At 70.6% G+C, this 11818-nt stretch carries 12 protein-coding genes and 1 pseudogene; 10 read left to right on the forward strand and 3 right to left on the reverse strand.

Features of this window, described 5'->3' with window-relative positions; all coding sequences use genetic code 11:
* Positions 1-8 precede the first annotated feature (8 nt).
* The 4 genes and pseudogenes from RB628_RS01715 (at position 9) to RB628_RS01730 (ending at position 3769) form a co-directional block, all read left to right on the forward strand.
* Positions 9-335: a rhodanese-like domain-containing protein gene (locus tag RB628_RS01715; RefSeq protein WP_318318420.1), complete on the forward strand. Its 327-nt coding sequence runs from the start codon at positions 9-11 to the stop codon at positions 333-335.
* 101 nt (positions 336-436) lie between these two features.
* Positions 437-1666 (forward strand): annotated as a pseudogene (locus RB628_RS01720) (FAD-dependent oxidoreductase).
* A gap of 133 nt (positions 1667-1799) precedes the next feature.
* Complete coding sequence (locus RB628_RS01725) at positions 1800-3221, forward strand: MBL fold metallo-hydrolase (RefSeq protein WP_318318421.1); 1422 nt, start codon at positions 1800-1802, stop codon at positions 3219-3221.
* 257 nt (positions 3222-3478) lie between these two features.
* Positions 3479-3769: a hypothetical protein gene (locus RB628_RS01730; RefSeq protein WP_318318422.1), complete on the forward strand. Its 291-nt coding sequence runs from the start codon at positions 3479-3481 to the stop codon at positions 3767-3769.
* Positions 3770-4364: 595 nt separating this feature from the next.
* Here the strand turns inward: RB628_RS01730 and RB628_RS01735 are convergent.
* From RB628_RS01735 to RB628_RS01745, 3 genes are read right to left on the reverse strand one after another with little or no spacing between them, the layout of a single operon-like run.
* Positions 4365-4838 carry a DsrE/DsrF/DrsH-like family protein gene (locus RB628_RS01735; protein WP_318318423.1) on the reverse strand — a complete coding sequence of 158 codons (474 nt, stop codon included), beginning with the start codon at positions 4836-4838 and terminating at the stop codon, positions 4365-4367.
* A gap of 19 nt (positions 4839-4857) precedes the next feature.
* A complete protein-coding gene (locus RB628_RS01740; RefSeq protein ID WP_318318424.1) occupies positions 4858-5175 on the reverse strand; it encodes a TusE/DsrC/DsvC family sulfur relay protein in 318 nt (105 codons plus the stop codon).
* A 17-nt stretch (positions 5176-5192) separates the two neighbouring features.
* Positions 5193-6434, reverse strand: a complete 1242-nt coding sequence (locus tag RB628_RS01745) for an FAD/NAD(P)-binding oxidoreductase (protein WP_318318425.1) — start codon at positions 6432-6434, stop codon at positions 5193-5195.
* 277 nt (positions 6435-6711) lie between these two features.
* On the opposite strand from RB628_RS01745, the gene RB628_RS01750 reads away from it, so the two are divergent.
* The 6 genes from RB628_RS01750 to RB628_RS01775 all read left to right on the forward strand — a co-directional run bounded on the left by RB628_RS01750 (position 6712) and on the right by RB628_RS01775 (position 11298).
* Positions 6712-7164, forward strand: coding sequence for an OsmC family protein (locus tag RB628_RS01750; protein ID WP_318318427.1), 453 nt, complete (start codon positions 6712-6714; stop codon positions 7162-7164).
* On the forward strand, positions 7161-8855 hold the full coding sequence (locus RB628_RS01755) for an aminotransferase class V-fold PLP-dependent enzyme (RefSeq protein ID WP_318318428.1): 1695 nt from the start codon (positions 7161-7163) through the stop codon (positions 8853-8855). The genes RB628_RS01750 and RB628_RS01755 overlap by 4 nt, the downstream gene beginning before the upstream one ends.
* Before the next feature lie 45 nt (positions 8856-8900).
* Complete coding sequence (trxA, locus tag RB628_RS01760) at positions 8901-9269, forward strand: thioredoxin (RefSeq protein WP_318318429.1); 369 nt, start codon at positions 8901-8903, stop codon at positions 9267-9269.
* A gap of 514 nt (positions 9270-9783) precedes the next feature.
* Positions 9784-10080: a metal-sensitive transcriptional regulator gene (locus RB628_RS01765; protein ID WP_318318430.1), complete on the forward strand. Its 297-nt coding sequence runs from the start codon at positions 9784-9786 to the stop codon at positions 10078-10080.
* A 90-nt stretch (positions 10081-10170) separates the two neighbouring features.
* Positions 10171-10329, forward strand: coding sequence for a hypothetical protein (locus RB628_RS01770; protein WP_318318431.1), 159 nt, complete (start codon positions 10171-10173; stop codon positions 10327-10329).
* 135 nt (positions 10330-10464) lie between these two features.
* Entirely contained in the window at positions 10465-11298 is an 834-nt protein-coding gene (locus tag RB628_RS01775; RefSeq protein ID WP_318318440.1) for a PIG-L family deacetylase, read from the forward strand.
* The last annotated feature ends 520 nt before the right edge of the window (positions 11299-11818 follow it).

The following is an 11818-nucleotide window of genomic DNA, read 5'->3' on the forward strand; positions in this document are numbered from 1 at the left end:
GCAATCAAGTGGCTCGCGAAACAACACAGGAGGCGTTCGCCACGGCCTGGGCCGACGGTGGGCTCGTGATCGACGTACGGGAGCCGGACGAGTACACGGCAGGGCACGTGCCGGGCGCGCGGCTGATGCCGCTGCACTCCGTTTCGGCCCGATGCGGTGAACTGCCGACAGACCGGCCGGTGTACGTGATCTGCGCCAGCGGCAACCGCAGCAAGACCGCCGCCGACCGGATGAACTCCCGCGGCATCGACGCCTATTCCGTGACCGGCGGCACCGGCGCCTGGGCCCGCGCGGGGCACCCGATCGAAGCCGGACACCACGAGCACGCGGGCTGAGCGACCCCGCCGTCGACCCCGCCGCGGCCACCGGCCACAAGCCACCCCCTGCTCAAGACCACCCTCGATCCGCACCCGGCCAGTTGGGAAGGAGCACCGCCTTGGCCACCACCCCCTCACCCCCCGACGCACCGGTCTCCGGCCGACACCGCGTCGCCGTCATCGGCGGCGGCAGCGCCGGCATCAGCGCCGCCGCTCGCCTGCGCCGCGCCGGCGTCACCGACATCACCCTGATCGAACCGTCCGACACCCACTGGTACCAACCGCTGTGGACCCTCGTCGGAGGCGGCCAGGCGCCCCTGCGCACGGCCCGCCGTCCCGAGGGATCCGTCATACCCGACGGGGTGCGGTGGATCCGCCGACGCGCCCTGGCGGTCGACCCCGAGGCCCGCAGGGTGACCCTGTCCGGCGGCGCCGAACTCACCTACGAGTACCTGGTCGTGGCACCCGGTCTGCAACTCGACTGGGACGGCGTGCCGGGCCTGGCCGAGGCTGTCGGCCACGACCGGGTGAGCAGCAACTACGCGCCCGAGTACGCCCCGCGCACCTGGGACCTGATCAAGGGGATGCGCTCCGGCACGGCCGTCTTCACCCATCCGGCCACCCCGCTGAAGTGCGGCGGCGCTCCGCAGAAGATCGCCTACCTGGCCGCCGACCACTGGCGCAGACGGAAGGTCCTGGACGACATCCGCGTCGTCCTGGTGATCCCCGACCCGGCGATGTTCAAGGTGCCCGCCTGGTCACAGGTCCTGGAGAAGGTGGCCGCCCGGTACGGCATCGAGGTGCGGCTTCGCTCGGAGATGACCGCCGTCGACGGCGACGCCCGCGAGATCACCATCGCCGACCACGCGAACGGCACCACGGAGACCATCGGGTACGACCTCCTGCACGCCGTCCCGCCGCAGAGCGCGCTCGACTGAATCAAGACGGGCCCGCTCGCCGATCCGGCGAGTCCCCAGGGGTTCGTCGCCGCCGACAGGCACACCCTCCAGCACCCCTCGTACGGCAACGTCCTCGCGCTCGGGGACGTGGCGAACCTGCCCACCTCCAAGACCGGTGCGGCAGTGCGCAAGCAGGCACCGGTCGTGGCCGGCAACCTCCTCGACGTCATGAAGGGCCGTTCAGCGTCGCACCGGTACGACGGCTACACCTCCTGCCCGCTGGTGACCGCCCGCGACCGGATGCTGCTCGCCGAGTTCGACTACGACCTCAACCCCACGCCCTCGTTCCCGCTGCTCGATCCCTTCAAGGAGCGGCGCACGATGTGGCTGTTCAAGCGGTACGGACTGCCGCCGGTGTACTGGCACGGCATGCTCACCGGCCGCCTCTGACCGGTCGGCCCGGGCCGACCCGACCCGGGCCTGCCACCCACCCGCCCCATGCTCGAACCCGGGTGGACCAGACCCTCTTGTATACCCCCCGAGGTATTGACCCTTCGCCCTTCCGACACGGAGGTCACCCACCATGTTCTTCGCCCAGTACTACCTCGACTGCCTCTCCCAGGCGTCGTACCTGATCGCCGACGAGACCACCGGCAAGGCCGTCGTCGTCGACCCCCGCCGTGACGTGTCCGAGTACCTCACCGACGCCGCCGAGCACGGTTTCACCATCGAGGGCGTCCTCAACACCCACTTCCACGCCGACTTCCTCGCCGGCCACCTGGAGCTCGCCGACCGCACCGGCGCCTGGATCGGCTACGGGCAGCGCGCCGAGGCCGAGTACCCCATCCGCAAGCTGACCGACGGCGAGCGGATCAGCCTCGGCGACGTCACTCTGCAGATCCTCGAAACCCCGGGCCACACACCGGAGTCGATCAGCGTCCTGGTCCACGAGCACGCGGGCGACACCCTCCCCTACGGCGTCCTCACCGGCGACGCGCTGTTCATCGGCGATGTCGGCCGGCCCGACCTGCTCGCCTCGATCGGCGTGACCGCCGACGAACTCGGACGCATGCTCTACGACACCATCCAGCACAAGCTGATGGCGCTGCCGGACGCGGTGCGGGTCTTCCCCGCCCACGGTGCCGGATCCGCCTGTGGCAAGAACCTCTCCACCCAGCGCCAGTCCACCATCGGCGAGCAGCGCGCCACCAACTACGCCTGCCGGCCCATGAGCGAGGAGAAGTTCGTCGAACTGGTCACCGCGGGCCAGCCGTCCGCGCCCGCCTACTTCGTCTACGACGCCATCCTCAACCGCAAGGAGCACGGCCTGTTCGACGCCGCCGCCGCGCCGCGGCCGCTGTCGGTCGAGGAGTTCATGCACCGGCGTACGGCGGGGGCGGTCGTGGTCGACGCCCGCTCGCCGCAGGACTTCGCCCCGGGGTATCTCCGCGGCTCGGTCAACGTGCCCGCGGACGGGCGATTCGCCGAGCAGGCGGGCATGGTCATCGCCCCCGAGCAGGACGTCGTCGTCATCGCGCCGCAGGACCGTGAGGAGGAGGTCGTCACCCGACTCGCCCGGATCGGCTTCGACAAGGTCGGCGGCTACCTGCGCGAACCCGATGGTGCCTTCCCCGCTCTGGCCGACGAGATGGCACAGGCGAGCCGCCTGACCTCCGACGAACTGCGCCGCCTGCTGGACAGCGACGAACCCCCGCTGGTCCTGGACGTGCGCAACACCGCCGAACGCGAAGAGGGCTTCATCGAGGACTCCCTGCACATTCCGCTGGCCGAACTCGCCCGCCGCATGGACGAGATCCCGGCCGGCCGGCCCCTCGTCGTCCACTGCGCGGGCGGTCACCGCTCCTCCATCGCCGCCAGCCTGCTCCGCCACCAGGGCCGCACCGACGTCTCCGACCTGCTCGGCGGCTACGGCGCCTGGCTCGCCCTGTCCTCCCCCACGCTCGGCTTCGCTCGCGCGGAGGGACCCGCATCGGCCAACGTCTGATCGACCGCAAGCCGGCGGCGGCCGCACCCATCGACCGCCGCCGGCCCCGCCCGCCGCTCCAGTGACAGCGAGGACCCTCATGCCCTTGCGGCGGTTGTCCGACCGGGACACCCGCGTCGCGGGAGACCGGCCGCGTGCCCGCGAGCGCGGGAACAATGCGGCCTCGCCGGACGCTGCCACTTGTACCCCGCCGGGTATACAAGTCTTGGAAGCCGCATGCCGGGAGGTCACCGAACCGGCGAAGGAGCGTGAGAACGATGGAGACGACAGGACCTGACCGGCTCCCCACGAGCGAGGACGGCTTCGTCGTGACCAGGTGCGGGCGCAGGATCGCCGTGCGATGCCTACGTCTCGCGGCCGCGGACCGGCCCATCCGCCGGGTCACCCTGGACGTGGGCACCGACCAGGGAGGCGAGCCGGGAGTGTGGGCTGCGCTCACCCCCGACGAGGCACGTGGCCTGGCCCACCTGCTTCTCCTGCAGGCGAGCCTGGCCGAGCGCGGTACCGAGCCCGCCGACCCGTCACGGCAGGGCGTCCCTTCCTCCTGACTTCGCCGTCGGCCCGGGTCGTTCCAAGGTCCGCAGATGTTCCCGGTCGCCGTGGAGCGCCGGACGGCGCGGGAGCACCGGGTTGTCGGACGACAGGCGGGCGCGGCAGGGGTTGGCGCGGCCTTGGCGCTCGCGCGGCACCGGTTCGACGGCACGGCACTCGGCCGGGTTCCGCCCGGTGAAGGACGTAGCGGACTCGGCGTTCAGCCGGCCTGGCAACCGCTGTGCCCGGGGCCGCCTCGGCACCGTCCCGGCAGGCGCGAACCGTGTGGCGCCGGTGGCGCGTCGGTGATCCCCATGTCCAGTGACGCCTCCGGCCGAACACGAGTGGGCGGGTGGAGGCCAGTTCCCGTGCGGCCAGGCGAGTTCGTCCGCGCGCGTGGTGTGCGCGCCGCCGCTCCTGCCCTGCAGGCTGGACGCCTCGCCGCGAGGCGGGGCAGAGCACCGCCGCGGGGCACCCCGCCGCCGGACAGCGGGTCAGGAGGCCGTGCCGGCCCGAACGCCTGGCCGTCGGGACGGGCAGCCACCACGATCACCCGCCGCACGCCGTCCCGCAGGCCGGGCAGCGTGCCGCGCGCCTCAGGTGTAGCCCGCCTCAGGTGTAGATGATCTGGCCGCCGGCCGCGCGCTCGTAGAACTCGCCGACCGTGATGATCCCCTGGACCTGCTCCACGAGGTCGTCCTTGTCGAGTTCGAAGAGGTCGACCGACGCCTTGCAGGCGTAGATTCCGGCACCGGTGTCGGAGATCATCTCGATGAACTCGGGGACCGGCGGAATGTCGAGCCTGTCCATCTTCCGTTCCATGTACCGGGTGACCAGGTCCGGCACCCCCGGCATGCCACCCAGCAGGGTCGGCAGATGCAGGCCGGGGTTGCCGACCGTGGCCAGCTTGATGTGCTCCCAGCGCTTCTTCGTGATGGCGTCCAGGCCGAAGAAGGTGAAGAACAGGTCGGCCTCGATGCCTTCGGCGCGGGCGCCGTTGGCCATGATCAGGGCCGGGTAGATCCCTTCCAGGGATCCCTTGGAGACGATGATCGAGACCTTCTCGATCGTGGCGGTGTCGGCCATGGCAGAACGCTCCTTCAGGTCAGATACAGCCGCGGGGCTTGGGGATACCGGCGATCTTCGCGGCGGTCTTGGCCGGCCCCTTGGGGAAGAGCTGGTAGAGCTCCTTGACGGTGACGCCGGACGTCTTGCCGAGCACCCGCACGGTGGGACCGGTTCCCTTGGTGGTGTACTGCTCGCGCATGAAGCGGATGACCGTCCAGTGCCGGTCGGTCAGCGTTTCGACACCGGCCTCGCGGGCGATCTGCTCGGCCATGGGCTCGGTCCACCGGCCGGGGTCGGTGAAGAAGCCCTCGTCGTCGACGGGGACGGTCGTGTCGCCGTAAGTGGCGGTGGGCATGACGGTGCTCCTTCGGTTCAGGTGTGGAGGTGGTGCTTGCCGTGCTCGGGCATCGCCGAGCCGATGCCGGGCAGTTCGCGTCCGGGCAGCAGGCTGTGCCAGTACAGCCACTCGAAGGCGAGCTTGCCGAGGTGAGCCGCGTGGGACTCCTTCAGCAGCGGCAGGCCGACGGGGCCGGGGAAGTGGCCGGGCAGTGGCTCGGTGTCGTAGTTGAAGTCGATGAGCAGGGCCTTGTGGAAGCCGGTCTCGACGAAGCAGTTGGCGTGCCCGTCGAAGGAGGCGTCCAGCGGCTGTCCGGCGAGGAAGCGGGCTATGTTGTGCACCAGCACCTCGCCCTCGAAGTGGGCCACCGAACCGGCCTTGGAGGCCGGCAGGCCCGCCGCGTCCCCGATGGCGAAAACCTCCCGATGGTCGGGGTGCTGGAGGGTGTGCGGATCGACCGGCACGAAGTCCAGCTCGTCACCCAGGCCCTCGGAGCGGCCGACGTACTCCGCGCCGCCGTGCAGCGGGACGACGACCGCGAGGTCGAACGGCACCTCCCGTTCGTCGTACGAGACCAGCCGCCCGCCCGGGCCGTCGACCTCGCCCAGCGTGAACTCGGTGAGCAGCTCGATGCCCTTGTCCGCCAGCAGGCCGCCCAGCGCCTTCGCGGCGACCGGCTTGGTGAATGCGGCGTCCAGCGGGGTGGCGTAGGTCAGTCGGACCTTGTCGCGGATGCCGCGTCGCTGGAAGTACCAGTCGGCGAGGAAGGCGAACTCGAGGGGAGCCACGGGGCACTTGAGCGGCAGGTCCGCCACGTCGATCACGACGCGGCCACCGTCGAAGCGCTCCAGCGCGTGGTGCAGGCCGACGGCGCCGGGCAGGTCGTAGAAGGTGAAGACGTTCTCGCCCCAGCCGGGACCGGTCAGCCCTTCGGTTTCCTCCGGCAGCAGCCGGGCTCCGGTGGCGACCACGAGCACGTCGTAGGACAGCCGGATGCCGCCGGCCAGGTACACCGTCCGCTCGTTCAGGTCGACTCGCTCGATCCGGGCCTGCTTGTAGTCGACGGCGGCGTTCAGCTGCCGCGGGCGGGAGCGGACGAGGTGGTGCGACTGGGCCAGCCCGAACGGCACGAACAACAGGCCGGGCTGGTAGACGTGGTCGTCGTTCTGGTCGACGACCGTGATCCGGAAATCCCGCTCGTCGCAAGTGCGTTGCAAACGGTTGGCCGTCAGGGTGCCGGCCGTTCCGCTTCCGAGAATCACGAGGTGTTTGCCCATGTCCCCACTGTCGTGCGGCAGATGAGAGCGGGACATGGGCCACTGGTCCCCACTCGAGTACCCACCGGGGTATGTCTTCTTCCTCGGCCTCTCCGTCCCTCAGCCGGCTTGCCCGCCGCAAACCCACTGATAAAATACCCAGCAGGGTATACCGTCACGACAGCTCGTACGAGGGCCACAAGGCCCCCGCCGCACCCCGTCGGCCTCTCGATCCGCCGCGTCGTCCGCGATCGACTGGAATCCGACAGCAGTCGGCAACAGCGAGAAGGGCCCGGCCATGACCGCCAGCACGCAGCAGCCTCCCGGCACGAACCCGCCGCGGTCCACGGACGTGCACCGCATCGAGGTCACCCACGCCGAGCACGACGCCTACACCGTGGACATCCGCGGCCACCGCCTCCAGGTCGACCAGCCCACCGAGGCGGGCGGCACGGACACCGCGCCCACCCCCACCGAACTGTTCGCTGCCTCCCTGGCCACCTGCGTCGCGTTCTACGCGGGCCGCTACCTCCACCGCCACCACCTGTCCCGCACCGGCCTGCGAGTCCGTACGGAGTTCACCATGGCCGCCGACCGCCCCGCCCGCGTCGCATCCCTGCACGTCGTGGTCGTCCCGCCCCCGGAGCTCCCCGAGCAGCGCCGGGCGGCTCTGCTGGCCGTCGCCTCGCACTGCACGGTCCACAACACCCTCGGGCAGCCGCCCGAGGTCGCGATCGAGCTGGAGTCATGAGCACGTCCCTGGCCCCGGCCGCGTCGGCGCTGCTGGAGCGCATCCGCAGCGGACTCATCGGGGACGACGAGGTACTCGACGGCCCGTACGGCCCGAAGCGGATCGTCTACGCCGACTACACCGCCTCCGGCCGCTCCCTGGACTTCGTCGAGGACTTCGTCCGCGAGCAGGTGCTGCCCCGCTACGGCAACACGCACACGGAGAGTTCCAGCACCGGTCTGCAGACGACCCGCCTGCGCGAGGACGCGCGCCGGATCATCCGCGGCGCGGTCGGAGGCACCGAGGACGACCTCGTGATCTTCTGCGGCTCCGGCGCCACCGCGGCGGTGAACAAACTGGTCGGCATTCTGGAGCTGCGCCGCCCCGACCAGCCGCCCGAGGCCGAGCGCCCGGTGGTCTTCGTCGGGCCGTACGAGCACCACTCCAACGAACTGCCCTGGCGTGAGTCAGTGGCCGACGTCGTCGTCATCGACGAGGACCCGGACGGCCACATCGACCTCGCCCGGCTCGAAGCGGGACTGCGGCGGTACGCCGACCGGCCGTTGCGCATCGGCAGCTTCTCCGCCGCATCGAACGTCACCGGAATCCTCACCGACGCCGACCGCATCGCCCGGCTGCTGCACGCCCACGGCGCTCTCTCCTTCTGGGACTACGCGGCCGCCGCCCCGTACGTCCCGATCCGGGTCGCGGAGAGCGGGCCCGGTGCGGGCGACCACAAGGACGCTGTCTTCCTGTCCCCGCACAAGTTCGTCGGCGGCCCGCAGACCCCGGGCGTGCTCGTCGTACGCCGTGAGCTGGTCCGCAACCCGGTGCCCACCGCACCCGGCGGCGGCACCGTCGCGTTCGTCGACCCGCTCGGCCACCGGTACCTCGACGACCCGGTCGCCCGGGAGGAGGGCGGCACCCCGGCCATCGTCGAGTCGGTCCGCGCCGGCCTGGTCTTCGCCCTCAAACAAGCCGTCGGCACCGACACCATCCAGGCCGCCGAGGAGCGCCACTGGCGGCAGGTGCTGGCCGGCTGGGGCGCCGGCCCGCGGATCGAGATCCTCGGCGACCACCACGCCCGCCGCCTGTCCATCGTCTCGTTCCGTATCCGCTACGGCGAGCACTCCCATCTGCACCACAACTACGTCGTCGCCCTGCTCAACGACCTGTTCGGCATCCAGGCCCGCGGCGGCTGCTCGTGCGCCGGACCGTACGGCCACCGCCTGCTCGCCATCGACGCGGCCACCTCGCACGCCCTGCTCGACGAGGTCGTCCACGGCTGCGACGGCATCAAACCCGGCTGGACCCGCATCAACTTCAACTACTTCATCAGCGACACCGTGCGCGACTACCTCATCGACGCCGTCGGCCTGATCGCCGCGCACGGCCACCGGCTCCTGCCCGAATACCGCTTCGACCCGCACACCGGACAGTGGCGCCACCACGCCGGCGCCGCCGATCCCCCGCTGAGACTGACCGGCGTGCGGTTCGCCGCCGACGGACGCGTCACCGTTCAAGACGTCCGCCACCGCCGACTGGGAGAGGAGGCACTGCCCGGCCAGCTCGATCGCGCCCGCCAGTTGTTCGCCTCCCGCTCCGACCGTCTGGACGACGGTCCCACCGGACTGCCGGCCGACTTCGAGCACATGCGCTGGTTCCCGCTGCCGCCCGCCTGCCTGGAACAAACCCGGACCGGTACCGGTTGAACCGAGCAGATACCCCACCGGGTATCCGAGAGGAGACCGGAAGCCATGGCGACCGTTGAACTGACCAAGGACAACTTCGAGGAGACCGTCACCGGTTCGGAGATCGTGCTGATCGACTTCTGGGCGGCCTGGTGCGGACCGTGCCGTATGTTCGGCCCCGTCTACGAGAAGGCGGCCGCACGCCACCCCGACATCGTCTTCGGCAAGGTCGACACCGAGGCACAGCAGGAACTCGCGGGAGCCTTCCAGATCTCGTCCATCCCCACCCTCATGGCGGTCCGTGACCGGACGGTCCTGTACTCGCAGGCGGGCGCCCTGCCGCCGCAGGCGCTGGAGGAGCTCATCGGCAGGATCCGGGCCGTCGACATGAAGGACACACACCGACAGTCCGTGGGGTCGGCGGGAGCGCACTGACGCCCGGAGTCTCCACGGATGCCCCGGAACGCACCGCGCAGTGCGACGAGCGTGACGTCCGGGTCGGCCCCGCACCGGCGGTCGGGGAGCAGATTGCCGATCCCGGCCGCGATGCCGCAGGTGTCCGTCAGGCCACCCGCGACGCCGGCCGGGGTCGGCGGGAACAGCTGATGCACCGGCCGGCCGGGCAGGAGACCGAGCGGGACCATGCTGCCGACGGTGAAGCGAACCTGGCGTTTCCGCGGTCCAGCCCGCCCACGTGCCGCGGGAGGTTGGTGCGTGCAGGCCCTGCCCCTCAGCGACCCTGGAGCCGGTAAAGCCGACGAGGGTGCCGGTGGGGACGCAACGCTCGGCCGGCCGACTGCCGTCAGGCGGATATTCACCGGGGCGCAGACCTCGCCGACGCCGAAGGACCAGGGTGAAGGCGCGGTCAAGGCAGGCGTGATCCTTGACGGTCGACGCGTCCCGAACCGGGACATACAGTACCCCTAGGGGTATTTATGGAGGAGTGATCGTGGACCTGCAACTTGAGGGTACGGACCTGAAGGCCGTGCTGAACCGGCTGCGCCGGGCGCAGGGTCAGATCTCCGGTGTCATCCGGATGATCGAGGAGGGGCGTGACTGCGAGCAGGTCGTCACGCAGCTCGCCGCGGCCTCCCGCGCGCTCGACCGGGCCGGTTTCGCGATCATCGCGACCGGGCTGCAGCAGTGCGTGGCCGACATCGAGTCCGGCCGCAGGAACGGCGAAGACGGCGAGGACGGTGCGCAGATGCGCGCCCGACTGGAGAAACTCTTCCTGTCGCTGGCCTGAGGGCCCGCGCAGCCGCTGGCCTGGCCCGCCCTGCGGCGGCTGTCGCAGGGCGGCGTCGACCAGCGTGAAGTTGCTGGTGACTGGTGTGGCGTGGGGGGGGCGGGAGAGGTCCGCGGCAAGGAGGGCATCCTCTTCAAGGTGGCGACGGCCGCCGTCGCCAAGCCTGACGAGGTCGTACGGCGGGCACTGTTCCTGGTAATGGGTGAGAAGACGCTGCGGCCTATCCGGCCGGGGCCCGTTCTGAAATGATCAGTTGAAGGACAGCTGAACCCAGGCCCGTCGGATCCTGGGGGCCACCGGAAAGACCCTGCGGGCTGCGGGCGGTCGCGTACCTCTGTGCCGCAGACTGGCACCGATCGCTTGACCGACCAGGGGATGGATTTCATGGCTGACCGGCCTTTGACGCTGATGGCAGTGCACGCCCACCCGGACGACGAGGCTACGGGGACAGGGGGTGTCCTGGGGCGTTATGCGGCGGAGGGCATCCGCACGGTGCTCGTCACGTGCACTGACGGTAGCTGCGGTGACGGTCCGGGGGGTGCCAAGCCGGGCGACCCCGGGCATGATCCAGCTGCCGTTGCCGTGATGCGTCGAGGCGAGCTCGAAGCGAGCTGTGACGTCCTGGGGGTCGGTCATCTTGAGCTGCTCGGGTACGCCGACTCCGGGATGATGGGCTGGCCGGCCAACACCGCGCCCGGATCGTTCTGGAGTACGCCCGTGGATGAGGCAGCCGCTCGGCTGGCCGAACTGATGCTGCGTTACGAGCCTGATGTCGTCGTGACCTACGACGAGAACGGGTTCTACGGCCACCCCGATCACATCCAGGCGAACCGGATCACGATGGCGGCGCTGTCGCTGACCAGGATGGCGCCGAAGGTGTACTGGACGACGGCGCCGCGCTCGATGATGAAGGAGTTCGGGCAGATCATGCGCGAGTTCGGCGCGGACTGGGAGGAGCCGGATCCGTCCGAGGCCGGAGAGGGGCCCGAAATCGGCCTGCCCGACGAGGAGATCACCACGTGGGTGGACACCACTGAGTTCGGCAGCCAGAAGTTCGACGCGCTGGCCGCGCATGCCAGCCAGGGTGAGAACATCTTCTTCCTGCGGATGGGCAAGGAGAGGTTTACGCAGCTCATGGGCGTGGAGACGTTCGTCCGGGTCCACGACACCACTGGCGCGCCCCTGCCCGAGAACGACCTCTTCGCCGGCCTGCGCTGAGCTCCGGCCGGCGGCCGTCCCTCGGACACACGGAGAACCGCAGCCTGCACACGCCGGCCCCGAGCCGGATCTCCCACGAGGACGACTCCTGGCCGCACTCCGGCAAGGGCACCCTCTTCTTCGAGCGGCACGGCGCGGCCACCTTCATGCTCGCCGCCGGCGTTGTCGAAGCCTTCTTCCAGGCGGACGACGCGCGTCCTGTCCTCGTCGCAAGCCAGTCGCCCCGGCGCCAGCCACACCGCGAACTGCTGCTCAGACCTGCCGGGCCTGTCCCCGCTGACGCGCAAGGCCACCGGACGGTCGACACAGCGGATCAGCACAGGGGTGCCCGGCTCCGGCCTACCGGCGAAAACTGCTCGCCGAGCTCCCCCTGAGACCCGATCCGCCCACCCGCACGCGCCGTCGAGCTGTGCGGGGGCGTCGGTGGACACGCTGGCAGCCGGCGGCTGGACAGTGGGCAGTAGGAGAGGCGCGTGCCGTCGGCGCTGAGAGCGATGCCGTCGGAGCCGGTCTCGTAGTG

This window comes from Streptomyces sp. ADMS, from assembly GCF_033441795.1.
GTDB lineage: Bacteria > Actinomycetota > Actinomycetes > Streptomycetales > Streptomycetaceae > Streptomyces.

What these genes read in the sequence shown, in the direction of transcription:
- RB628_RS01725 (WP_318318421.1), top strand. Translation starts at nt 1,800, where the DNA reads ATGTTCTTCGCCCAGTACTACCTCGACTGCCTCTCCCAGGCGTCGTAC.
- RB628_RS01730 (WP_318318422.1), top strand. Translation starts at nt 3,479, where the DNA reads ATGGAGACGACAGGACCTGACCGGCTCCCCACGAGCGAGGACGGCTTC.
- RB628_RS01735 (WP_318318423.1), bottom strand. Translation starts at nt 4,838, where the DNA reads ATGGCCGACACCGCCACGATCGAGAAGGTCTCGATCATCGTCTCCAAG.
- RB628_RS01740 (WP_318318424.1), bottom strand. Translation starts at nt 5,175, where the DNA reads ATGCCCACCGCCACTTACGGCGACACGACCGTCCCCGTCGACGACGAG.
- RB628_RS01745 (WP_318318425.1), bottom strand. Translation starts at nt 6,434, where the DNA reads ATGGGCAAACACCTCGTGATTCTCGGAAGCGGAACGGCCGGCACCCTG.
- RB628_RS01750 (WP_318318427.1), top strand. Translation starts at nt 6,712, where the DNA reads ATGACCGCCAGCACGCAGCAGCCTCCCGGCACGAACCCGCCGCGGTCC.
- RB628_RS01755 (WP_318318428.1), top strand. Translation starts at nt 7,161, where the DNA reads ATGAGCACGTCCCTGGCCCCGGCCGCGTCGGCGCTGCTGGAGCGCATC.
- trxA (WP_318318429.1), top strand. Translation starts at nt 8,901, where the DNA reads ATGGCGACCGTTGAACTGACCAAGGACAACTTCGAGGAGACCGTCACC.
- RB628_RS01775 (WP_318318440.1), top strand. Translation starts at nt 10,465, where the DNA reads ATGGCTGACCGGCCTTTGACGCTGATGGCAGTGCACGCCCACCCGGAC.